Consider the following 24,733-nt stretch of genomic DNA (forward strand, 5'->3'; position numbering starts at 1 on the left):
TCCATAAACAATAAAAAAGGATAAGTTTCCTTATCCTTATCATCTGATTTTAGCTACGGCGTCCGCCGCGTCCACCACGTTTTCCTTCAGTATTACGTTTTAATGAAGTTAAACGGTCATCACTATCTTTTATAAACGAGCTCATTAATGAATCAAAATCCTCTTTTTTAGGTGGTTCATTACGAGTATTACGTGTATTTCTTTGATTTTGGTAACCACCACTACGATTGCTATCGCGTCCGCCACCACTTCCGCCTTCACGACGTCCTTGATATCCGCCAGTACTTTCACGGCGAGGTGTTGTTTCTGAAGCTGGTTTATCGACTGCACGACGAATAGAAAGACCAATCTTTCCATCATCTCCAATTGACATTACCTTAACTAAAACTTCATCGCCAACTTTTAAAACATCTTTAATGTCTTTAATGAAGGTATCGGATACTTCACTAATGTGAACCAATCCTGTTTTTCCTTCACCTAAATCAATAAACGCACCAAAATTTGTAATACCTGATACTTTACCTGAAATTTTACTTCCTACTTCAATTGACATAAAAAATATGTTCCTCCTTAAAACTTGTATGCCTATTATAGCATGTTGTGCTGAGACTTAAAACGACTATTTGTCTAAATTCAACTAATTTTGCAAATAATTTTTATTTAAGCACTTTCCCTTGTCAGATAAATCAACTATTTGGCTCTGGAGCTTCATTTTCTTTACCTGATTCTTGTGTTTCGGCTTTTTTATCTGCATCAATTTTTTTCTTCGACTCTTCTAATGATTTCGTTGTTGCTTCACCAGATAAATTAAATATAATTTCATTATCTTTAGATAAATCATACTTAGCTCGAGCTAATTTTTCAATATAGCTATCGTCTTTTAATTGTTTAATTTGATTATTTAACAAGCGTTGATCAAGATTGGCTTTCTTTAATTCTTTCGCCACTTGAACTTCTTCAGATTTCATTTTAGCAAGCGCTTGTTGATTTGCCATTATTTTAAATCCCAGTCCACCAATTATTAGGAGTCCTACGAACAGAATTGCAAATAAGCGACGACGTGTTTGACGTTTATGCTTTTTTTCCCGATGTGACTGTAAGTTTTTCTCTTGAGTATACTCATTTCCTAAACTCGTGACATTCATTGCTCCACGCTTCTTATTCATTCAATCACTCCTATCTAAAAAGTTTGTTGAGACGGGTAGGCCTGGATCATCAGAACTGGCTAAATAGCCTCATAATTCTTACTATTTTTAATTTTATCTGAAAAGTAATTTGTTATCTAAATTTTTTTTATTCAGCATCTTTATAATACAAGATTCCGCTTTATTTGTCCAATATTTATAGTAGTCAAAAACGGCTATTTCCGGTTATTCTCGTGAATTTTAAAAAAAATTAAAGCTAGGTCGGTTAGACCTAACTTTAATTTCCATAGTGTACTTTTTTATGCTTTCATTTCAGGATCATTTTTATATGTTTCGCTAATGATGGTATACATATGAGCAGCTTCATCTTTTTTAGTTGTTTCAATAATCCGATCAATCTTAACAACCAATGTCTTGTTTCCAAAAGCAATTGATAATTCATCGCCAATTTTTACATCTGTTGAAGACTTAGCTGTGATTCCATTCACTTCAATTCGGCCTTTATCTGCAACTTCTTTAGCAATTGTTCGACGTTTAATAATTCGAGATACTTTCAAAAATTTATCTAGTCTCATGTTAAATTCCTCTTTTCTTCTGCTTTTATTTTTTGCCATAAGGCATCTAATTCTTCTACTGTTTCTACTTTAACTCCATCGAAAACATGCGGATGGCGGCGACGTAATTTATGATTTAGAGTTTCAAGAACATCTTCTAAATTAAAGTAGCCTGTTCGCTCACCATAATTCGTTTGATACATAACTTGCATCAGAACATCGCCTAATTCTTCAATTATATTGTCAATATCTTCATTTTCAATAGCTGAAATCAACTCAGCTGTTTCTTCTTTTAAATAAGGAATCAACGTTTCATGGGTTTGCTCTAACAACCAAATATCCCCATTCTCTCCACCAATCTCATCCATATAAGTTTGCACTGTTTGAAAAGACTTTGCCCGATCGTCCAAAGCCAGTGGCGGCACATAAAGCGAGGTCAAATTATGAACCCCTTCCATACGGTCCATTTCATATAAAGGCAACCAGTCAATTTGCTCAGCCTCACTACCGGCACTATGAACTAGCGCAACTTGATGATCATCTGGGTAGATTTCTTGAAGTGTTAATTTCACATCGCTTGCAATATATTCATTAAAAATCTGCATTACAATGACATGTTGTCCCATTTGAACAGCATTTTGATCTAAATCTAGACCATCTAACAATTGAAATCCTTCCACGGGATCAACTTTTACAGCAGTAAAAAAATCGTCTAAAAAGCTTTGTCCGCCCTTAATTTCAACGACAATTCCAGCTGTGTTTTCTAACAAGAGCTGAACAGATTTTTCAGCAACCATCGGGTGACCAGGTACAGCATAAATAATGTCTTCTTTACTTATCGTAGCTTCTTTTAATAAATCACCGACAATTTTTTCATAAACCGTTTCAAATTGTTCATTCGCTTCATAGACTTCATCAAAATCTTCAAACATTAACCCTTCTGATTTTAAATTTTCTACAACAGGATGCAATTTCGTTCTTAAATAAATAGGCAACCCTTTTTTAAGGAGTTGATATACACCAAATGGTAACTGTGCTAAATCTCCTGGTCCTAAACCGACAACTAAAATTTTTCCCATTTGAATTTCCTACTTTCTATTCCTAATTCGTACTATTCTTTTTCCGAAAGGCATATAAAGCCATTCTCTTATAGTAAATAACTTGAATTTAAAAATCAACCACACAAACAGTGGAACACCAATACTTATACCAATGATAATTGCTACTAAGGAACCTGATCTGGTCGCAATAAATGCCCATTGGCCTAAAAATAAGAAGACTATTGTAATGACAAATGTCATAATCCAACAACAAATAACTAATTTTAATAGAAAGCTACCTTTTAGCAAACTTCCTTTTAAACGGGTTGGCATAGCGAGCCAAAGTACCAATAAAATTCCACCTAAACTAAAGACTGTAGCAATACTTGCACCCATAGTTCCAAAAGGTCCAATTAGGAATTGATTAAAGCCCCATTTTAAAAGAAGTCCAAAAACTAAAGCTAGCATAGCCATTCGATGTTGATTACGGCTTTGCAAGATTGTGTTATATGCACCAATTAAGGAAGCAACAATAATTGCTAAAATATAGACGCTTAACACAGCATTCCCATCTCGATCACCAAAGAGTAAATCATTGATAAAAGGCATAAGTGTTAGCATTCCAGCTGTAGCTACCATTGCAAATGCTGTTGTAATACGCAATAAGGAAACCGCAGTCCGATAAAACTCACCTTCTTGGCGGTGCACAAAATGTTTGGTTAACATTGGGATTAAGCTTGACGCAAACCCTGTCCCAACAACCATTCCTAGCTGAACTAATGGCTGACCACGATCATAAATTCCCTTTAAATTTTTTGCTTCATCTGCAAGTACACCTGAATCCATTAGCCCATTAAATAAGGTAAAGGAGTCAATTAATTGTAACAAAATAAGTAAGGCACTTAAAATACAAATAGCCGAGCCTTCGGTTAGAAAACGAAGAAACAACTTAGAGTAGCTAGGCGCATTAGTGACCTCTCCATAATTCAAAGAAGGAACTTCTTTCAACGCTTGATTCCCGCCTTTTAAATAGTAGTAATACATCATCACAAATAGGGCTGCAATTCCGGCAATCCAAGCGCTACTCATGGCATAGGTACCCATACGATACTCAGACCAATCTGATTTTAAAAATAAAGCTGCTGCAATAAGGATAACCGCAACCCGAACAATTTGTTCCACTACTTGTGAAATAGCTGTGGGAATCATATTTTCAGTTCCTTGAAAATAACCACGCCAGACTACTAATCCCGGCATAAGGAGAAACATCCATGATACGGCTTTAACAATCGGGGCTAACTGGCTGTCTCCCATACCATTGGCAATCACATCTGAAAAGGTATAGATTCCCAAAAATAATACAATGGCGAAAAGAGTTAGGATTAGCGACGCACGTTTGAGAATAATTTTTCGTTCTCCATTGTGTTTTGTTTCGGCTATTAATTTAGATAGAAAAATTGGAAAACCAGACAAGGCAAAGGTCATTCCAATTCCATAAATAGGGTACACTTGCTGATAAACATAAAATCCAGTATTTCCAACCATATTTTGGAATGGAACCCGGTAAACAGCACTGAGAACTTTGGCAATCAAAGAGGCAACAGATAGAACAACTGCCCCTTTCATCATTTGCTTCATTTGTTTATTTCCCATGATTCACCTCCAGATTCTGTCGAACTACACTTGTTTTGGCTCTTTTTGACTCGTGTAGCTTACAGTTGGCCTGCGACCAATTTAGAACGGTATTTAGCTATATTAGCTACAAATTTCTCTATATAACCTAACCACTCAAAACTTGCATTGATATCTTTAAGATGCATTGTCACAACTAATTTTTCTTTTTTCACAGACATCGTTGCTTGCAACGGAATATCTCCTAGTGCTTTCATAATTTCTTCCGCTGGCAAACTTGCTGTTCCAGATGTAGATAAGGTTAAATGCACACAGTCATCTACACGACGAATCGTTTCAAATAAAGCCCGCTCGCTTTCCATTTTGATTGCACCAATGGCTAGTAAATCTGCAACTTCATCTGGGAATACACCAAAACGGTCAATTAAGTCATCTTGTAAAGTAGTGTACTCATCACGATCCGTTAACTCACGAATGCGTTTATAAATTTCAATTTTTTGACGTTCATCTTCTATATAGGTGCTTGGTAAATAAGCATTGATTCCTAAATCGATTTCAACAACTGTTTTCTCGTCTTTCTTCTCAAGTCCACGTTTGCGTACGACTGCCTCACTTAACATTTCAGAGTATAAATCAAATCCGACTGAATCAATAAAGCCATGTTGTTGGGCTCCTAATAAATTACCTGCACCACGAATGGATAGATCGCGCATCGCTATTTTAAAACCAGAACCCAATTCAGTGAAATCTTTAATTGCTTGTAATCTCTTTTCACTGACCTCAGTCAATACTTTGTCTGGCTGATACATAAAGTAAGCATAAGCTACGCGGTTGCTTCGTCCAACCCGTCCTCGCAATTGATACAATTGTGATAAACCCATATGATCGGCATTTTCAACAAATAAAGTATTTACATTAGGAATATCTACCCCAGTTTCAATAATGGTTGTTGTCACCAGAACATCATACTCACCTTCCACAAATTGATATAAGATGCTTTCTAATTGCGCTTCGGTCATTTGGCCATGTGCATAAGCTATTTTAGCATCTGGTACAAGCATTTGCAGCTCTTCTACTTTTTTACCGATTGTTTCAACACGGTTATATAAATAAAAAACTTGTCCGCCACGGGTTAATTCTCGTTCAATTGCTTCTCGAATTGCGCCGGGATTTTGCTCCATAACATAGGTTTGAACTGGATAACGATTTGCTGGTGGTGTTTCAATAACCGATAAGTCACGAACACCTAACATAGACATATGCAAGGTTCTTGGAATCGGAGTAGCAGTCAATGTTAACACATCTACTTGAGCTTTTAATTGTTTTAGTTTTTCTTTATGCTTCACACCAAATCGTTGCTCTTCATCAACAATCAGTAAGCCTAAATCTAAAAACTCAATATCTTTAGATAAAATTCGGTGCGTTCCAATCACAACGTCAACTAACCCCTTTTTTAATCCGTCCATTGTTTCATTTTGTTGTTTTTTTGTTCTAAAACGACTTAACAAACCAATTTCAACTGGAAAATCTTCGAAACGCTGCACTAAACTTTCGTAATGCTGTTGGGCTAATATTGTTGTCGGTACTAAGAAAGCAGCTTGCTTTCCATCTTGAACTGCCTTGAAAATAGCACGCATCGCTACTTCTGTTTTCCCGTATCCAACATCCCCAACCAATAAACGATCCATAGGTTTTTTACTTTCCATATCATGTTTAATTTCAGCAGTACTACGCAATTGATCATCTGTTTCAGTATAAGGAAAGGCATTCTCAAACTCTTGTTGGTAAGGGCTATCTGGTGAAAATGCAAAGCCAACTTCTGCTTCACGAGCTGCATAAAGCTCAATTAAATCATCGGCAATATCTTCAATTTTAGCCGCTACTTTTTTCTTAGTTTTAGCCCACTCTGTTCCGCCTAATTTATTTATTTTTGGTGTTTTGGCATCTGACGATACATATTTTTGGAGTAAATTGATTTGTGTCACAGGAATAAATAGTTTTGCATCGTCCTTATAGAGAACGGACATGTAATCTTGATGGACTCCACCTATTTCTAAAGTTTCCATTCCAGTGTATTTTCCGATTCCGTGATTTACATGCACGACAAAATCACCTGGGTTTAACTCTGTGTAACTTTTTAAACGTTCTGCATTGGATAAAGTTTGACGCCTAGCTACTTTTTTTGTGACTTTATTGAACATTTCGCGTTCATTAATGATAACAATTTTTTCTTTTGGAAGCTCAAATCCATTATGAATTGCTCCCATCATGATTTGAACTTTTCCTGTTTCGATTTTCTTAGGTTTTACAATTTTACTTTGGATTTCAAAGTCTTTAAAGGTTTGATTGACTTTTTTCGCTCGATCTTCATCAGATACAATCACTAATACAGTATTTTTCTGTTTCACCCAACGATCCATTTCCGTTTTCAATAAGGGCATTTGTCCAAAAAATTGCTGCATATTACGGTACTGAAACGCATGAATTTGTTTAAAACGAATATTTCCCATCCCTTTTTGGAATAAAGAAAAATAAAGTGTTCCTTGTTGAACATCTTTAAGCACGCCTCTCAAATCGTTAGCAAATGTTTGGTGCTGTAGAATTTTACGTTCTTCCAGCTTACTCGTAATCCACTCTGCTTCTTCTTCAATTAAACGGCGCTCCGTTTCCATAATCCGTGGATACTCATCCATAATTAATAAGCTATTTTTATGCATGTAATCTAAGACACTCGTATGTTGTGGATAAATAAAATCTGTATACAGAGCTAAACTATCCATTGGTTCACCTTTATCAAAAGCATCAATAATAGGAGTCAGATTTTTTATAAATAGGCCTTTTGTAGCCGCATCAAGAATCAAATCGCTATTTCTTTCCACAGCTTCACTAAAATCTTGCGCGCCAGCTTTTAACATGCTTGATGTATAAATCGTATCCGTTGCCGGAAGTATCGTAATCTTATCAATAGAAGCTATCGAACGCTGTGTATCTGCTTCAAAATAACGTAGAGAATCCACTTCAGTATCAAATAGTTCAACACGAACAGGGTATTCTTCCGTTAATGGATAAATATCAACAATCCCACCACGCATACTAAATTCACCTGGTTTTCCAACCAGGTGTTCTCTTGTATATCCCATATCAACTAAATCTTGAGCTAAATTAGTTGGATCAAGTTCGCCACCTTTGGTAATTTTAAAGCGTGCTTTTTTCCAAACTTCTTTTGGTGTAATTAGTTTACGAACACCGGAGAGAGGAATAATCACAATACCTTTTTTACCACTTAGTAAAAAATCCAACGCAGCTACTCGCTCTGCTCGGTATTCAGGTGAAGAAATAGACATTTCTGCCTGAATCATTTCATCAACAGGAAACAAATGCAACTGATCCTCAGGAACAAAACCAGAAAAATCCTCAATTAATTGACTAGCATGAAATAAATTATGCGCAACTAAAATGATTGGTTTCTTCTTTTTTTCTAAAATCGTACTGATGACTAATGTTCGTGCAGAACCTGATAAACCTGTAACTAATTGTGTTTGATTCTCTTCAAGAGATTCTAATAAATTTTCTATGTCAGATGTATCTGCTAATAACTGTTTGATATCTACCATGTTTTTACTCCTTAATTCAATTTAATCGTTCTTTTCGGACAGCTCTTTTGACCCAACTCTTCGGAAAAAAGATGAAATCCCCTCAAAGTTAAAGGACACTTTGGGTGTATTCCCCTATTTTTCTGCCAGAGTTAAGCGGCTCAACGAGCATGTTTGTTCGGACAGCTCTTTTGACCCAACTCTTCGGAAAAAAGATGAAATCCCCTCAAAGTTAAAAGACACTTTGGGTGTATTCCCCTATTTTTCTGCCAGAGTTAAGCGGCTCAACGAGCATGTTTTTTTTTAAGTACTTTTTTATTTGAATGGTAAAAGAAGCGCAGATTACTCTGTGCCTCTTTTATATTTTTTGATTCTTAATTTATTTAGCTTTTACGGTTAAACTGATTCATTGTTTCTAAAAATGTGTGGCCTTCAATCCAGTAATTTAAAGCCTCGGCAGCATCTTTAACCGCAAAAAGTATGTCTTCATGATGCTCTTTTGGAAACGCACCTAACACATGGTTAATAACTGTCTGACCTGGGAAAGGTCTGTCAATGCCTATTCTGATTCGATTAAAGTCGGAAGTACCTAGATGTTGGATTAAACTTTTAATCCCATTATGCCCACCTGCACTACCTTTTTGGCGTAATCTAATTTTCCCAACTGGTAAATCTAAATCGTCATACACCACAACTAAATCTTCAATACCTAAATCATAATAATCCATTAATTGTCTAACTGCTTGTCCTGAATCATTCATAAAGGTCTGTGGTTTGACTAATAGCACTTTCTCAGTTCCAATAAAAGCTTCTGCATAAACTGCATCAAACTTACTTTTGTTAAACTGCAACTTATGTTGGAAAGCCATTTCATCCATAGTGATAAAGCCAATATTATGTTTTGTTGCGGTATATTTTGCACCGGGATTCCCTAAACCGACGATTATCTTCATTTTCTAGCTCCTTATTTTACGATTGTTATTTTTACAATGCCTAAAAACCCAAAAATCAACAGATAGTCTGCTTATTTCTGGTTTCTTTACTTTTTTATTGTGTAGGTCTGCTATAGCGCATTTATTTTACGGATGTACAGATAGTCATATTTTATTAGTATACCATATTTTAGATCTGATAAGGAGGATATGCATTTTTTTCTTCGTAAATTTTACTGCCTTGAAAAACTACATTGAATAATGAGACTTTTTACCCAACATTCTGAAATAAACATGATATACTGTTCTTGTCCTATGAAAATAAGTTAAGGGGGAACTATTTATGAAACAAACTGAAATTAAAGATCATCAAAAAGTCATTGTTGTTGGTGATGGAGCGGTTGGTTCTAGCTATGCTTTTGCACTAGTGACTCAAAATATTGCGCAAGAAATTGGCATCATTGATATTGATAAAGATAAAACAGAAGGAGACGCGATTGATTTATCTCATGCGCTAGCTTTTACTTCTCCTAAAAAAATATACAGTGCAACCTATCAAGATTGCCACGATGCTGATTTGATCGTGATAACTGCTGGTGCAGCTCAAAAACCTGGAGAAACACGTTTAGACCTAGTCAATAAGAATCTTAAGATTTTCAAAGCAATTATTGCTGATATTATGGCTAGTGGCTTTGACGGTATTTTATTGGTAGCAAGTAATCCCGTTGATATCCTAACTTACGCTACTTGGAAATTTTCTGGTTTACCTAAAAGTCGTGTAATCGGTAGTGGAACTTCATTAGATAGCGCTCGCTTCCGTCAAGCTATTGCTGACCTAGTTCATGTTGATGCCCGAAATGTTCATGGTTATATTTTAGGAGAACACGGCGACACAGAATTTCCTGTTTGGTCACACGCCAATATTGGCGGTCTTCAAATTTATGAGTGGGTGAAAGACAATCCAGAAGTTGACGAAGAAGCTTTAGTTAAAGTCTTTTTCAAAGTGAGAGATGCCGCTTATGAAATCATCGAGAAGAAAGGCGCGACTTTCTATGGAATTGCTGTGGCTTTAGCTCGTATTACCAAGGCGATTTTAAATGATGAGAGTTCTATTTTACCTTTATCTGTTTATTTAGATGGTGAATATGGTCAAGAGGATATCTTTATTGGAGCTCCTGCGGTGATTAATCGCCAAGGTATTCAACATGTAATTGAAATTCCTTTGACAGATGCAGAAATGGACAAAATGATTCATTCCGCTTCGACCTTGAAGCAAATTTTAAACGATGCTTTTGATGCATTAGACTAAAATATCTAAAACATTAGATTTATTTTTCAAATAAGGAACTTAATTCTTCTATTAAAGAACAGTTCCTTTTTCTGCAACATGCTATAATTATCTTGTAGAAAGTTAAATGGATGGTGGCTAGCTCGTTGTAAAAAGGGGGCGATGCCTATGTTTTTAGTGTTTGCTCCTAGAAAGGATTAAACGTGTCAGTTTTTGAAGCGTTGATGTTCGCACTTACGTTCACAACTCTGGCTTTAAAAATTTATGATCATAAAAACAAAAAATAACTACTCCTAAACTTTGACCGGTTTAAGTAGTTATTTTTTTTAACGAACAACAGTTGTCATCGTCTTTTGAACGATCTACCTAAAAGGAATCATGTTAACGCATGGTTCCTTTTTCATTTTTATTCTACCATGTTCCTATGCTAAATGCTAGATTATATCCTTATTTTAGAGATTTCTACAGATTTTCTAGTTAAAAATTTAGCTCATTCTATTGAAAAAAGCTGTACTCAAGATAAAGTTTCTTGACTACAGCAACATTTAACTAGCTTTCTTCTTTTTCACTTAGCTTTTCTAACAACTTTTGTTGTTGTTCTAAGAGCGTAATAATTCGTTCATCTACTGAAACTTTTTTATTTCTTCTGATTAAATGCTTGTTTAATTCAAAAATTCTATACAGCTCAACTAGATGTCCACTAATAATCACAACGGTACTTGCACCAACAAACCCCAGTAAATAGTTACGATAAATCGTTAGATTATCAAACCAAACTGTAATTAAGTCTGGAATATTGGCTATTTCTTTCGTTGTAGCAATAATGTGCTTTACTGTGTTCATTAAAGTTGTTGCATCACTAATGATACTGTCTAATGACCATGTAAATTGACTAACTACTCCTGTCACTTCATCTGATAGCTTCGTTAATTCTGCCACACTTAATTTTTGCAAAGAACTATTAATCGTATCCACTAGCTGATAAGAAACATTTCCTAGTATTCCTGCTAAAGAAATCGTACTAACTAGCATGAAAAGATACCCAACAAAAATCAACTTGTTACCAAAGTACCACTTTGTAGCTTTAGAGCTTTTCCACTGTAGGACTAAAATAAGAACAATTCCAATACTAAAGAATAACAATTGAGCGCTAATTACGATGCTTAAGTTAATCAAAATCGTTTTAAAATTCTTGATTAATACATCTAACCACTGCTCATTCAAAAAGAATTTAAAGAGGTTAACCCATGATAAATTAAAAGGTGCTGTAATAATATCGGTCACAATTTTTGCTTGATTGAACAGTAAATACCAGACACTAATTAAAAACACCGGACTACCTACAAACAAACACTTATTTTTTAGACTTAACGCTCTCCAATAGGCCATTTATACCTCCATTTAATTGCTATGCTGTGTTGCTTACTCGATAAATTAAACTTTAGCATATCTATAAAAAGAGCGCAATATTTAATAACATGTACTCCTTAAAAAGAACCATGTGTTGGTTCTCCTTGATGCATAACTATGACCTTTTTACTGTTCCGGGCCACGGCTTCTGCAGAACAACTAGCTTCTACAAAAACAAAATCAGCCTTGTCACCTACTACAGGCCAGACTTGTTTCCCATTTGGATTAAGAGGGGTAACGCCATCTGTAATAAATCCCAGCGTTTGACTAAGTTCTTGCTCTGTAACTTGACCAAAAACTTCACCTAAACGTCCAACTCGCTCTAAAATGTCTCCATTTCCATAGGGAGACCAATTATCAAATATATTGTCGCAACCAACGGATACTTTTACACCCGCTGCTTTTAAATCCATCACTGGTGGTATAACGCCAGTAATTGGAACGCTAGTCATGATTTCAACTTGATTTTCTGCCAAGCGCTGAAACAGTTCTGCTTTTTGACTGCCATTAACATCACCTAAAGCAAAAGCATGACTGATAGCAACTTTTCCTTGAAGCTTATGATTTTCAACCAAACTCAAAAAATACTCAACCGTTTTCAAACCCATTTCTCCGCGTTCATGCAAATGGATATCAATTCCAGCCTCATTTTGATTAGCTAAAGAAAAAGTTGCCTCTAAAGACTTTTTCATATCGCCATCAACTGCTGTTGGATCCACACCTCCAACAATTGTCGCTCCCTTTGTAAGTGCTTCTTGCATTAGTTCGATACTATTACTTCGTAATAATCCATGCTGTGGAAAAGCTACAATTTCAGCAGAAAGCTTTTCTTGATAATTGTCTAATACTTCTTTAACACTTGAAAAATAATGTAATCCAGCTGTTGGATGTACGTCTACATGGCTTCTTATTTTTGTAATGCCATTGGTTAAATAACGGTTTAATAGAACTTCTGCTCGTTGAGAAACGGACAAAGGTAACTTCTCAAGCTCTACCATTTCCGATTCAAAGCGTTGAATAATGGAAGGAACTTTAGTGACTGCTTGCCAATTCGTTCCTAAACGTGATTTATCCAAATGACTGTGCTTTTCAATAAAGCCAGGTAATGCCAATAAGCCTTTAGCGTCGTAATACTCAGCATCTTCCCTTATAACTGAATTACTCGGTAAAATTTGCTTAATCAAACCTTCTTGGATCAATAAATCAACTAACTCTGTTTTTGTTCCTACAATAGTTTCTCCTTCGTACTCATATCCTGTTTCTACTCGAACATTTTGTAACCATTTCTTTCTAGTCATACCAACTTGCTCCTCTCTACTCATATGCACCAGCATTACGTAATTCTTCGGCTATTTTACCATATCCCATTTGATTGGCGTGCCTTAATGGTCTGATTCCATTAGCATCAGCTAAGTTTGGATCAGCACCATGTTCTAACAAGACTTGAACAATCTGTTGTTGAGTCGTATCACCATTCGTTAATACGATTGCTTCTAACAAGGCTGTCCAACCTGGCTGATTTACATGATTTACATCAATATCTGTTTGTTCTAATAATAAGCGCACATTATCTAAATGTCCTTTTTCTGCTGCAGGAATTAAAGCCGTTCCACCAAAACGATTTGTTAATGTGGTATCTGGATTGTAAGCTAACATCATTTGTAAAATCTCCGTTCTACCTTCTGCCCCAGCATATAAAAAAGGACTATCCTGAATGGCATCTTGTTGGTTAACATTCGCACCATTTAGCAAAAAAATTTCAGCCATCTCTACATTATTTTTATGCGTAGCGACTAGTAAACCAGTTTGTTGTTTTTCGTCCATAGCATCAACATTTGCTCCAACTGTTAATAATCGTTTTATCTCTGATAGATTCTGATTAGCGGTTGCTGTGATTAACTCTTGATTCAATTGAGGATTATCTGTTTTCATGACTTCATTCTCCTTTGATTCTAGTTCTTGGCTTGATTCAATTTGCTTGGAATCACTAGTTTGACTAGTTGGCTGTTTTTCTGAAGTTGACTGATCTTTAGACCTTGTTGAAGAATCTTTCAATAGAGTGACACTAAAAATACCAATACTGATTAAGACAATTCCGATTAAACTAAAAAATAGAACATAATTTTTTTTCATCTGAAGCACCTCCGTATTTATAAGACTAATTAAAGCATACCACGAGCTGTTATAGATGAAAAATATCCATATAATTGTTAAACTATACGAAATAGATATAGTTAGGAGGAAAATATGGATATTCGTCAATTACGTTATTTTATTGCAATCGCTGAAGAAAAAAACATTACTCAAGCTGCAGCCCGCTTGCATATGGCACAACCGCCTCTAAGTCAACAACTTAAGCAAATGGAGGAAAATTTAGGTACAATTCTAATCGAGCGAACATCACGGAAAACTCATTTAACGACAGCTGGAGAAGTTTTATATCAAGAAGCCTTAAAAATTTTACAACAATTGGAAGAAACAGAACAATTAGTCAAAGAAACAAGTTTAGGATTAAAAGGTCAATTACGTTTAGGCGTTAATACCTTGTCTGCAGAAGAATTAGCTCCGAGTTTGCAAAGTTTTCAGAATAAATTTCCGGATGTTACTTATGCAATTCATCAAAATGAATCTAAGTTGCTTGCCGAAATGGTTCGGAATCATACTATTGAATTAGCTTTAGTCCGCTTCCCTCTGGAATTGCATGGCTTTGACATCACCTATTTAAATGTGGAACCTTTTTACTTTATTTGTGATGGCAAAAAAGACGCGCTTCAACCTGGGCCAAATCCTAATGATTATTATGGTATTGCCAACAGTAAACTTTTATTGCCTAGCACAGAAGGCCTTGGAGTTTATCATTCAATCATTGAATATTTAGCTAAATTCCAATTAAATCCTACCTCTATTTCAACTTGTTCTGATTTATCTTTACTTTTTAATTTAGTTGAAAGTGGTTTTTGTACAAGCATCGTACCAAAATCGGTTTTACAGCTCCACGCTGGTCGAAAAATAGAAGCACATTTATTAGATGATCCTCTATTTAATTCCTCTTACGGGCTTATTTGGTCGAAAAATCGAACCTTAACTAAAGTAGCTGAACATTTCTTAGCTGAATTCGTTGGGATTCACGATTAAGATTGGAGGCTGATTTAATTGAATAACTAGCCTTACTTCTATATACTAAAAATATAAAAGGAGTGATTTCAATGGAAGAATTATTTTCAGCTGTTGATGCTTATTTTATTGATAAGCTCATTGAGAAAGAGGCTATTTTTGACCAAGTTCTAGCAAACAATCAAAAACACGGATTACCACCTCATGATGTTTCACCTTCTCAAGGGAAATTTCTTTACTTATTATCTAAAATTGCTAAGGCCCAAAGAATTCTAGAAATTGGTACTCTAGGCGGATATAGCACGATTTGGTTTGCTAAGGCTCTTCCTCAGAATGGTAAAATTATTTCACTAGAATTTGATCAAACTCATGCGAAAGTCGCTCAAGAAAACACTAAATTAGCTGGTTTTTCAGATAAAATTGATATTATAGTCGGTCCTGCTGCTGAATCATTAGCACAGTTGGTTAATGAAAATTCGTTGCCTTTTGACTTAATTTTTATTGATGCTGATAAAGAAAATAATCCTCTTTACTTGAAATATGCACAACAATTAGCAAAATCTGGAACTATTATTATCGGGGATAATGTTGTTCGAAATGGTGAAGTCCTTAGCACTGAGAGTAATGATGGACGTATTTTAGGAGTAAGACAATTTGTTGATGAACTCGCCACTAACCAAAAACTGACTTCAACGGCTATTGAGACTGTTGGTGTTAAGGGCTATGATGGGTTTACGATTAGTATTGTTGAGTAATATCGTTTTGTTACTAAAAAGACCTTGTCTCTAATCAAAATTACCATAACAAATTTCACAAAAAATGAATATACTTTTAAAAGACCCGTTTAAAGTTTTTTTGGACTTTAAACAGGTCTTTTCTATTTTATTTACAACTGACACTATCCATATTACTTACTCACAGCATAATTTTTTTATTGCTGCAGCATAAATTTCAGTAGCTTTATATAATTCTTCAAGAACTAAACCTTCATTTGCTTGGTGCGCTAACCCGACAGATGTCGGAAAATGAGCTCCAAAAGCGACCATATTTTTCATAGTTCGTGCATACGTTGCTCCACCAGACGTTATCGGTTCAGTAAGATCGTTTGTAGCTTCGCGGTAAACCCCCAGTAAAGTCTCAACCAACTGACTATCTTTTGGTACATACAATGAAGGAACATAATCAAATTCATGATACTTTAAATTATATTCCTTGGCAGTAGCTTGTAACTTATCTACAAGTTGTTTTTTATCAGCCGTGACTGGTATACGCATATCAATTTTTATTTCTGATTGGTTCTTATTTATGGTTAACATCCCCACATTAAAAGTTAGTTCCCCACTTACATCATCCTTAACTTCCCCAAAAATAGTGGCACCATTGGTCTGACTGCCAACCTGTTCAGCTAAAAAATGAATCATTGGATGAGGGTAGTTAGCTACTAAGCCTTGAGCCAACAAGTTAATGGCGTTAACTCCACTCCCTGCTAAACTAGTATGAACGGCTTTGCCTTCAACAGTTAATGTCCCAGCTAATTCCTTAACAGGTAATCCTAGTTTCGCAAAATGAGGAAGCAACGCTTTACTATCACTACCAGTATAGGTTGCATTTCCAGGAACCACATTAAATGCATCGCCACAATCCAAGTCTAATTCTTCGCTACCTGGACCCGTTAAAGTCACTTGTAACAAGCCTTTTTCTGCGTAAATCAGAGGAAATGCTCCGTCAGGAACAAAACCCATTGTTGGTGCTTCTTCATTTTTATTGTACTGCGCCATACACCGCCATAAGGTTTCCTCATCCGCTCCAAAAACAAAACGAATTCTTTGCTTAAATGTATAACCTGCATCAACAACCGCTTTAAATGCTGATAAAGCAGCAATTGTCGGCCCTTTATCATCTTGAGAACCTCGACCATATATAATCCCATCTTTTACAACTGCTGAAAAAGGATCTGTATTCCATAAAGTTAAATCTCCCGCAGGTACAACATCTAAATGACACAAAACACCAATCAAATCCGTTCCTGTTCCATAATCTGCATAGGCATAAAACCCATTTGGGTCAAGATACGTTGTCATTCCAAGCTTTTCACAAATAGCTAACGCCTCTTCCAAACATAGCTGCACACCAGCACCAAAAGGCGGATTTGTCAGCCCATCAGATGTATTGAAAGAAGGACAGTTAATTAAACGAGTTAGGGACTTCACACTTGCTTCTTTTTGCTCTTCAGTTAATTGAATCGACATTTATTGTTCACTCCTAAATAAAAAGTTTGTTGAGCCTGTTAGCTCTGGCAAGAAAATAGGAAAAATTGATAGGACGTTTTTTGTCCTCTCGAATTTTTATCTTTTTCTCGAAGAGTTGGCTCATAAGAACTAGCCTTGATAAAAAGTTTGTTGAGCCGATTAGCTCTGGCAGAAAAATAGGGAAATTTGATGTGACGCTTTTTGCCACCTCGAAATTTCATCTTTTTTCCGAAGAGCTGGCTCATAAGAACTGGCCTTGATAAAAAGTTTGTTGAGTCGGTTAACGTAGATAATATACTTACTCTAATCTTCTTGAATAGAGACATATTTTAAGTTGGGTGAGCCAATTTGATACTGAATATAATCTTTTACTTTACTTTTCAGTAACATCGAATCAGCTTTTTGATACAATGGAACAATACCAACATCTTGCATCAGCAATTTCTCTGCAGCCAAATCGTCAGCCCATTTCTTATTAGGATCACTACTATCTTCTCCCGTTGCAGCTATGACAAGCTTGTCGTACTCTTGATTTTTATACTTCCCACCATTAAAAACAGAATCTGATAAAAATAGATTTAAAAAGGCATCTGGATCGTTGGAATCTGCTCCCCATCCGGATAAAAGCAAACCAAATTGCCCGGTATCTCCTAACTCAATTCGATTTTTAAAAGGTACATTTCTTATTTTCACTTTTATTCCTTCTAACTCTGCTTCTATTGAGCTTTGAATAAACTGACTAACTTTCTTACTTGTTTCATCATCATCGGTGACTAATTCGATTTCTGCTGTTGAACTACCTAACTCTTTTTGAGCTTCAGTCCATAATGCTTTTGCTTTTTTTGCATCATAATCTAAATATGAACCTGATGCTTTTCGGAAGTCTTCCTTTGTTTCAGTATTTTTAGCTAAATCATTCGTGACTAAACCACCTAGAGCCTCGGAACCATTGGCTATAATCATTTTAACTAAATCCTCACGATTGATTGTTAGGGCAATTGCTTCTCTAACTTTTTGATTTTTCAACGCTGGGTGATCAATCTGGTTCAATTCCAAATAGACAGATCTAGCTTCCAATGGCGCTTTAAATTCTGGATTATCGATATATTGTTTTGCTTGTTCCCCAGTCAAACGAACTAAATCAATCGTATCATTTTCATATAAATTAATTCCAGTTGTTGCTTCTTTAATCACTTGATTAGTCACTTTATCCAAGGAAACATTTTTCTTATCCCAATAACTTGGATTTTTTTCATAATTCCAAGATAAGCCTGTGCCATCCCATTCAGTCAACACAAAAGGTCCATTATAAATAGCTCGTTCGCTATTCGTACCAAATTGTTCACCTTCTTTTTTTACAAATTTTTCATTTTGCGGAAAGAAAGTTCCTCGAGTAATCGTTGTCAAAAAGTTTTCTGTAGGTTTTTCTACCTTAACTTCTAATGTTAACTCATCCATTGCCTTTATTCCTAATTCTTCGCTAGCAACAGTACCATCCATAATTTTTTGTGCATTTTTAACATCTTTCATAATAAAGGCATAGTTGGCTGCTGTCTTTGGGTCGACAACTCTCTTCCATCCAAATTCAAAGTCAGCTGCAGTAACAGCATCTCCATTTGACCAAACTAAATTAGGTTTTAATTTAAATGTATAGGTTAACCCATCTTCACTTACTTCAGCTTCCCCATCTGCTGCTGCCGGAATTGGATTGCCTTTCTGATCAAGTCGATAAAGTCCTTCCATAACTTGATTAAGTGCATTAAAACTGATTGCATCTTGAACCAAGGCTGGATCCACTGTTGGCAACTCCGCTGGCACACTTAAATTCAATACTTCTAATTTTTCATCTGCACTACTACTTGATTGACTGTTATCCTTATCATTTCCTCCACATGCAGTTAACATAGTTATACTTAAAATGGATAAAAATACAACAAAAACCATTTTTTTCATTTTTATATTCCCCCCTAAAAAAATTAAACATTGCTTTATCAGGTAATCTTTTTATTATTTAAACCATCATACACAACAATTACAACGATTACAAGTACTTTCATAAAAGAAAAACCTTCCATTTGATTATACATAAAAAATGTATATTATATGTATTTTATTTATGAGTGATTTTTTTCAATCAATCGCTGATATTATCCACTTTATATTTACGAGGTTGATTTCAACTTACAAATTTTTCTTATTTCCAACTATTTTTATACATTTTATTTTTTATAATTAATCTTCAACACTTCTAAAAGGATGGATAAGACAAAAAAGGCATCTAGAACAAATTGTTCTAGATGCCTTTTTTAGCTTCTAAATGAATGATTTAGTTTTTGTCGCGTTTAAATTTCTTTTCAAATAACGGACTTACAGATTTGTTTTCATGGATACGTTTGATTGCATCTCCCATTAAAACACCCACGCTAATTTCAACGATTTTCTCACATTTACGATCTTCTGGTAAATAGATAGAATCTGTAACAATTAATTGTTTAATTGCTGAATCTTGAATGCGTTGTAAAGCTGGGCCAGATAACACTGGATGAGTACAACAAGCATAAACCTCTGTTGCACCTGCTTCTGCTAATGCACCTGCTGCTAATGTGATCGTACCGGCAGTATCAATCATATCATCAATCAGAATACATTTTTTACCTTCAACATTCCCAATGATATTCATCACTTCTGCAACGTTGGCTTTTGGACGACGTTTATCAATAATCGCAATTGGCGCTTTTAAAAATTCTGCTAACTTACGAGCACGAGTTACTCCACCATGGTCAGGTGAAACAACGACTACATCATCATTAGCAATATCATGATTTAAGAAATAGTTCGCTAATAAAGGTGCGCCCATCAAATGATCGACTGGTAAATCAAAGAATCCTTGAATTTGTGAAGCATGTAAATCCAATGTCAAAATACGATCTGCTCCAGCAGCTGTAATCATGTTGGCAACTAATTTTGCTGTGATTGGCTCTCTCGAACGAGCTTTACGATCTTGTCTAGCATATCCATAATATGGAATAACTAAATTGATTGTTTTAGCACTTGCTCGTTTTAAAGCATCAATCATAATCAATAACTCCATTAAGTTATCATTGACAGGACTAGAAGTTGATTGAACAATATAAACATGGTCCCCTCGAATACTTTCTTCAATGTTGATTCGAATTTCTCCATCGCTGAATTGATCCACAGATAATTTTCCTAATTCTACCCCCACCTCGTTAGCAATTTTCTCCGCTAACGGTCTGTTTGAGTTTAATGCAAAAATCTTGAGCTTTGGATCAAAATAATGTTCTGACATAATAGCCTCCACTTTCTGTTTTTAACTTGGTTGTTGTTTCTTCACTATTAATACTATGCATTTTTCACTAAGAAATCAAGCTAAATCATTCATATAATCATAATATTTAAAATTTAATTTTTTTGACTTATTTTAGCAATATTTTTAATGAGGTAACCGATCAAAATAATCAGGTTTATTCTCTTGTCTAGCTCTAGCAATTGCCAAGCTTCCAGTTGGAACATCGCTTGTAATGGTTGATCCAGCAGCAATATAGCTATCCTTTTCAATCGCTACTGGTGCTACTAAATTCGCATTACAACCAATAAAGACGTTGTCTCCAACAGTTGCACGATGTTTATTTTTTCCATCATAATTCACAAAAATTGTCCCACAACCAACATTGATATTTTCGCCTAAATCAGCATCACCAACATAAGTTAAGTGCCCAACTTTTGTATCATTCGCAATTGTTGAATTTTTCACTTCGACAAAATTACCTAAGTGCACACGCTCACCAATCTTACTCGCTGGACGTAAGTGACTATAGGGTCCAATATTGCTATCACTTGCCATTTCTGAAGACTCAATATTTGAGCTAGTTACTTTAATACGATCCCCTAAAATGCTGTCTGAAATTTCTGAGTTGCTACCAATATAACAATCTTCACCGATAACTGTTTTGCCTTTTAATGACACTCCAGCTTCAATAATTGTATCTCGACCAATTTCAACATCTACATCAATATAAGTGTTTTTTGGATCAAGTAACGTTACTCCATTTTCCATATGCTTACGGTTAATTCGATTACGCATCGTTTCAGCAGCTTCTGCTAAAGCAATTCTATCATTAACACCTAGTGCTTCTTCTAATTTTTTCATACGATAAGCCGCTACAATTTGACCTTTGGATTTCATAATTTCAATCACGTCTGGTAAATAGTATTCGCCTTGCGCATTTGCTGTACCAACTTTTGTAAGTGCATCAAACAACATCTTATTGTCAAAACAATAGGTTCCTGTATTGATTTCTTGTACACGAGCTTCTTCTTGAGTAGCATCTTTTTGTTCAACGATACGTGTCACAATCCCTAGATCATCACGTAATACGCGACCATATCCGGTTGGGTCTTCCGCAACAGCCGTTAAAATAGTGGCCTTAGCACCTTTTTCTTGATGGTAATCAAATAAATCATTTAGCGTCTCTGCTGTCAGAAGTGGTGTATCCCCACAAATGACCAATGTGATTCCATCTTTATCTTTTAACAAACTTTCAGCTTGTAAAACAGCATGACCTGTACCTAATTGCTCCGCTTGCAAAGCATATTCTGAACGGTCACCTAAATGTTCTTTGACTTGCTCAGCACCAAAACCAACAATTGTAACAATTCTATCTGACCCAGCTGCTTCAACTTGCCCAACAACATGTTCTACCATTGGTTTTCCTGCTACTGGATGAAGGACTTTGTATAACTTTGATTTCATTCGAGAACCTTGACCGGCTGCCAAAATAATCGCATAACGTTGTGTCATAATAGTAAACTCCATTTCTATTCGTTTTATTTTATTTAACTATGGAAAAGTCTTTCTCTTAAAGTGTCTATCTCTTAAAAGTAAAGAACTACTTAAACGCTTGATTGCTTATAAAAATTCAACTTACGATTTTTAAAAAGTCAACAACCTCAACTCTTATATGATAGCGTAAAAACGGCTTATTTTCAAGAAAACTTTCGCTTTTATCATCTATTTATTCGTTAACTCTTACAATTTTAATATTGTTTTTGCACTTCGAATAAAGGTGTCCTTAATTTCTGTTTTATGAAATAGACCAATTTTATAAAATCAGTAAATTTTAATTTTATTCATCAAAATCAAATACTTATTTCATACTAAATATGCTAAACTATAGGTAGAGTATGAAATTGATTAAAGAGGTGAATTGGAATGACGAAGATACCTAAAATTACTTATCAATTAAAAAAAGAAAAATCAAATGAAAGCTCTACCATCAAAAAAAATCCAATCACACAAGAATTAGAAGATTTTGCCTTCAATCAAGTTGACCCTTTAAGCGTACTTAGCAGTTACTACCTAAATCATCAATCGGCTGACCCGATTGACTCTATAAATGAAGTCCCACAACTAATTGAGAAAAAAGAAATTACAGATGCAAAACGCTACATTAAAATGAATTTGCATCGTACCATCACATTAGATGAAACAGCAAAAAAAGTCTTTTTAAGTCCTTATTACTTTAGTAAGCTTTTTAAAGCTGAAACAGGAATTACTTTTGTAGCCTATGTCAGTCAACAAAAAATGGTGCAAGCAACAGAATTATTACGTCATTCTGATTTAAGTATTAGTCAGATTGCTAAAAGTTTAGGCTTTAATCAAACAAGCTATTTTTCAAGAATTTTTAAGAAAGAATATGCCATGACGCCAAAAGAATTTAGAAGTTTTTCAAAACGTTAAAAAAGGAAAGAATCAGCTACTAAATAGACGATTCTTTCCTTTTTTTAGTTCGATAAATTCTTGCTCATTTAGTTGCTAATTGATTGAGTACCTTCTTCTAATATTTCTAATTGACGAATCGTTTCTTCGTCCTTAACACTTTTTTCTTTGCCGTTAATGATTGTTTCATACAGACCTTCGTATACACGGCTGTAATCTCCTACTTCAGAAACAACTTTTTCTTCATGATAGATTCCTTCATCGTCAATATAGGTTAATGTACCATAATGTTCTGGCAAATCAATACCAAAATCAGCATGGTTAGGCATGTAAAACATCTTTAAATGCTCTTCTTGACGGTCTTTTGTCTGTTTTACAAAGCTACCTTTTTTTCCATAAACCACAAAACTAGGACGTTCTTTTAAGCGGAAATAACTAGATTTAACAGATACTTTCATTGCACCATAATAAAAATCTAAATCGAAATAATCATTCATTCGACCTTTACCAAGTAGCTGGCGAACGTCATAATGAATTTTTTCTGGATTGCCAAAATAAGACAATACTTGATCAATCGTGTGGCACCCATGACCATACAGATAACTAGTATCCTTAGAATAGTTAGTTACACTTTCAGGCACTTCTGGTCTGAAATAGTCGTAGTGCATTTCTACCTCTAAAATTTCTCCTAACACACCACTTTCAATCACCTTTTGAACGGTTAGAAAATCAGAATCAAAGCGACGATTTTGGTAACATTGTACCAGTAAGTTTTTTTCTTTAGCTAAAGCAAATAGCTCCTTGGCTTCAGCGGATGTTTCAGTAAATGGTTTTTCAATTAGAGCATTTTTACCATGCTCTAAAATCATTTTTCCATAGTGATAATGAAGCGAGCTTGGTGTTGTAACAACAACCAATTGAATTTCAGGATCATTAAAGATATCATCAATATTGGTTGTATAGTGCACTCCTTCAATCTTATCCCATTCATTTTTATCTGTCCGTGAATAAATAGTCTTGACCTTAATTTGATTCGGTAATTTCGTAGAAAAAGGCAAATGGTAACGGTTTGTGCTTTTCCCGTTAGCTATATAGGCAATGGTTAACATAGTGATTCCTCCAATTAAACTCGTCATACTTTCTGTTCACTTGATTATAAACTATTTTTAAACATTATAATAGAACTGAAGCTAAGATAATAGAGAAACGCACTGTAATCTTGAATCTAAAACTAAATGAAATTACCTTAATCCATTTGTAATTTTCCGTTAAACTCAATATAATCTGTTAATGGAGTTATAAAATCAACTTGACCGTTTGTTAGATAAACATTGGGTTTATTTTGATCTTCATAGACTAATAATTCAATATCTCGATTAAAGCCTACTGCAATCCCTAAATCAGCGCTAGCAAATATAAAGGCTTTTGCTTGGCTTTCTGTTAGCTTTCCTTTTTCAAATTCGGCTTTAATTAGTTGCCACTCATTGTCTTCTAACCGACTTTGTATCTCGGAACTACCTGTCACAACACTACTTGGTTCTCCTAATAACTCAATAACTTGTTCTTTTGTATAATGAGAGTAGTCAGGAATTATAGCACTTATTTGTCCTTCTCCGTCGGATTCATACATCACTTCTTCGTCAGCCTCTGCAGGATTTGGCCTAAATGTATTCCCCAACACTTCACTAATTTGTGTAGAGTCTGCTTCTTTTTGATTTTGAAAAGAGGAATCTTTTTTTTCATTCTCATTAGTAGTAGATTTCTTTTTTCTATCTCGCTTTTTCTTGCTAGAGTGGACAAGCTCTGAATCAGTCTCTTTAATTTTTTTTGATTCATCTTTCTGTGTTAAACTACATCCACTAGCCATTAAAAGAACTAAACTACAAGCAATAATTATTTTTTTCATTTCATTCTCCCTTTTTCTATTTTATAAATTCATACAAAAACTGCCCCACTTGATATCTTTTTATAAAAAACAATTTTCTCTTTATAATTATTTTAACAACAAATAAAATCAAACACAACCGTTTTTATAT

The 24,733-nt window shown here is 35.0% G+C and carries 20 protein-coding genes; 4 read left to right on the forward strand and 16 right to left on the reverse strand.

What is annotated here, in order from left to right; translation table 11 throughout:
* Positions 1 to 49 precede the first annotated feature (49 nt).
* From MHI00_RS14505 to pth, 7 genes are all read right to left on the reverse strand, one after another.
* Positions 50 to 553 (reverse strand): S1 domain-containing RNA-binding protein, encoded by a 504-nt coding sequence (locus MHI00_RS14505; RefSeq protein WP_010054018.1) that lies wholly within the window; start codon positions 551 to 553, stop codon positions 50 to 52.
* Positions 554 to 686: 133 nt separating this feature from the next.
* On the reverse strand, positions 687 to 1,166 hold the full coding sequence (locus MHI00_RS14510) for an FtsB family cell division protein (RefSeq protein ID WP_010054017.1): 480 nt from the start codon (positions 1,164 to 1,166) through the stop codon (positions 687 to 689).
* A gap of 278 nt (positions 1,167 to 1,444) precedes the next feature.
* Positions 1,445 to 1,720 (reverse strand): RNA-binding S4 domain-containing protein, encoded by a 276-nt coding sequence (locus tag MHI00_RS14515; RefSeq protein WP_015075458.1) that lies wholly within the window; start codon positions 1,718 to 1,720, stop codon positions 1,445 to 1,447.
* Positions 1,717 to 2,778: a MazG nucleotide pyrophosphohydrolase domain-containing protein gene (locus MHI00_RS14520; RefSeq protein ID WP_015075457.1), complete on the reverse strand. Its 1,062-nt coding sequence runs from the start codon at positions 2,776 to 2,778 to the stop codon at positions 1,717 to 1,719. Before MHI00_RS14520 ends, MHI00_RS14515 begins: the two co-directional genes overlap by 4 nt.
* Before the next feature lie 9 nt (positions 2,779 to 2,787).
* Positions 2,788 to 4,392: a putative polysaccharide biosynthesis protein gene (locus MHI00_RS14525; protein ID WP_010054014.1), complete on the reverse strand. Its 1,605-nt coding sequence runs from the start codon at positions 4,390 to 4,392 to the stop codon at positions 2,788 to 2,790.
* A gap of 59 nt (positions 4,393 to 4,451) precedes the next feature.
* Entirely contained in the window at positions 4,452 to 7,985 is a 3,534-nt protein-coding gene (mfd, locus tag MHI00_RS14530; RefSeq protein WP_201731079.1) for a transcription-repair coupling factor, read from the reverse strand.
* A 362-nt stretch (positions 7,986 to 8,347) separates the two neighbouring features.
* Entirely contained in the window at positions 8,348 to 8,917 is a 570-nt protein-coding gene (pth, locus tag MHI00_RS14535; protein ID WP_341114523.1) for an aminoacyl-tRNA hydrolase, read from the reverse strand.
* Positions 8,918 to 9,239: 322 nt separating this feature from the next.
* Between pth and MHI00_RS14540 the strand changes: the two genes are divergently transcribed.
* The gene (locus tag MHI00_RS14540; protein WP_015075455.1) at positions 9,240 to 10,205 is read left to right on the forward strand and encodes an L-lactate dehydrogenase; all 966 of its coding nucleotides are present in this window, start codon (positions 9,240 to 9,242) and stop codon (positions 10,203 to 10,205) included.
* A gap of 528 nt (positions 10,206 to 10,733) precedes the next feature.
* Here the strand turns inward: MHI00_RS14540 and MHI00_RS14545 are convergent.
* The 3 genes from MHI00_RS14545 to MHI00_RS14555 all read right to left on the reverse strand — a co-directional run bounded on the left by MHI00_RS14545 (position 10,734) and on the right by MHI00_RS14555 (position 13,727).
* Positions 10,734 to 11,573, reverse strand: a complete 840-nt coding sequence (locus MHI00_RS14545; RefSeq protein ID WP_187957970.1) for a hypothetical protein — start codon at positions 11,571 to 11,573, stop codon at positions 10,734 to 10,736.
* 98 nt (positions 11,574 to 11,671) lie between these two features.
* A complete protein-coding gene (locus tag MHI00_RS14550; RefSeq protein ID WP_341114528.1) occupies positions 11,672 to 12,892 on the reverse strand; it encodes an amidohydrolase in 1,221 nt (406 codons plus the stop codon).
* 16 nt (positions 12,893 to 12,908) lie between these two features.
* Positions 12,909 to 13,727, reverse strand: coding sequence for an ankyrin repeat domain-containing protein (locus MHI00_RS14555; RefSeq protein WP_056999791.1), 819 nt, complete (start codon positions 13,725 to 13,727; stop codon positions 12,909 to 12,911).
* Positions 13,728 to 13,841: 114 nt separating this feature from the next.
* Here MHI00_RS14555 and MHI00_RS14560 point away from each other — a divergent pair, with 114 nt between their 5' ends.
* Positions 13,842 to 14,729, forward strand: a complete 888-nt coding sequence (locus MHI00_RS14560; RefSeq protein WP_332631415.1) for a LysR family transcriptional regulator — start codon at positions 13,842 to 13,844, stop codon at positions 14,727 to 14,729.
* Positions 14,730 to 14,800: 71 nt separating this feature from the next.
* Complete coding sequence (locus MHI00_RS14565) at positions 14,801 to 15,463, forward strand: O-methyltransferase (protein WP_087114735.1); 663 nt, start codon at positions 14,801 to 14,803, stop codon at positions 15,461 to 15,463.
* 156 nt (positions 15,464 to 15,619) lie between these two features.
* On the opposite strand, the gene MHI00_RS14570 is transcribed toward MHI00_RS14565, so the two are convergent.
* The 4 genes from MHI00_RS14570 to glmU form a co-directional block, all read right to left on the reverse strand.
* Entirely contained in the window at positions 15,620 to 16,957 is a 1,338-nt protein-coding gene (locus MHI00_RS14570) for a M20 family metallopeptidase (RefSeq protein ID WP_341114532.1), read from the reverse strand.
* A gap of 303 nt (positions 16,958 to 17,260) precedes the next feature.
* A complete protein-coding gene (locus MHI00_RS14575) occupies positions 17,261 to 18,910 on the reverse strand; it encodes a peptide ABC transporter substrate-binding protein (RefSeq protein ID WP_010053990.1) in 1,650 nt (549 codons plus the stop codon).
* Positions 18,911 to 19,283: 373 nt separating this feature from the next.
* Positions 19,284 to 20,267 carry a ribose-phosphate diphosphokinase gene (locus MHI00_RS14580; RefSeq protein ID WP_010053989.1) on the reverse strand — a complete coding sequence of 328 codons (984 nt, stop codon included), beginning with the start codon at positions 20,265 to 20,267 and terminating at the stop codon, positions 19,284 to 19,286.
* A 144-nt stretch (positions 20,268 to 20,411) separates the two neighbouring features.
* Positions 20,412 to 21,779 carry a bifunctional UDP-N-acetylglucosamine diphosphorylase/glucosamine-1-phosphate N-acetyltransferase GlmU gene (gene glmU / locus MHI00_RS14585; RefSeq protein WP_010053987.1) on the reverse strand — a complete coding sequence of 456 codons (1,368 nt, stop codon included), beginning with the start codon at positions 21,777 to 21,779 and terminating at the stop codon, positions 20,412 to 20,414.
* Between the two features lie 411 nt (positions 21,780 to 22,190).
* On the opposite strand from glmU, the gene MHI00_RS14590 reads away from it, so the two are divergent.
* Positions 22,191 to 22,718 carry a helix-turn-helix domain-containing protein gene (locus MHI00_RS14590; RefSeq protein WP_010053984.1) on the forward strand — a complete coding sequence of 176 codons (528 nt, stop codon included), beginning with the start codon at positions 22,191 to 22,193 and terminating at the stop codon, positions 22,716 to 22,718.
* A 68-nt stretch (positions 22,719 to 22,786) separates the two neighbouring features.
* Here the strand turns inward: MHI00_RS14590 and MHI00_RS14595 are convergent, their stop codons facing one another.
* Positions 22,787 to 23,806 carry a Gfo/Idh/MocA family oxidoreductase gene (locus MHI00_RS14595; RefSeq protein ID WP_010053983.1) on the reverse strand — a complete coding sequence of 340 codons (1,020 nt, stop codon included), beginning with the start codon at positions 23,804 to 23,806 and terminating at the stop codon, positions 22,787 to 22,789.
* 137 nt (positions 23,807 to 23,943) lie between these two features.
* On the reverse strand, positions 23,944 to 24,603 hold the full coding sequence (locus MHI00_RS14600) for a DUF4947 domain-containing protein (RefSeq protein WP_341114536.1): 660 nt from the start codon (positions 24,601 to 24,603) through the stop codon (positions 23,944 to 23,946).
* Positions 24,604 to 24,733 lie beyond the last annotated feature (130 nt).

Origin of the sequence: Carnobacterium sp. FSL E2-0243, assembly GCF_038003605.1 — a bacterium.
Classification (GTDB): domain Bacteria; phylum Bacillota; class Bacilli; order Lactobacillales; family Carnobacteriaceae; genus Carnobacterium; species Carnobacterium maltaromaticum.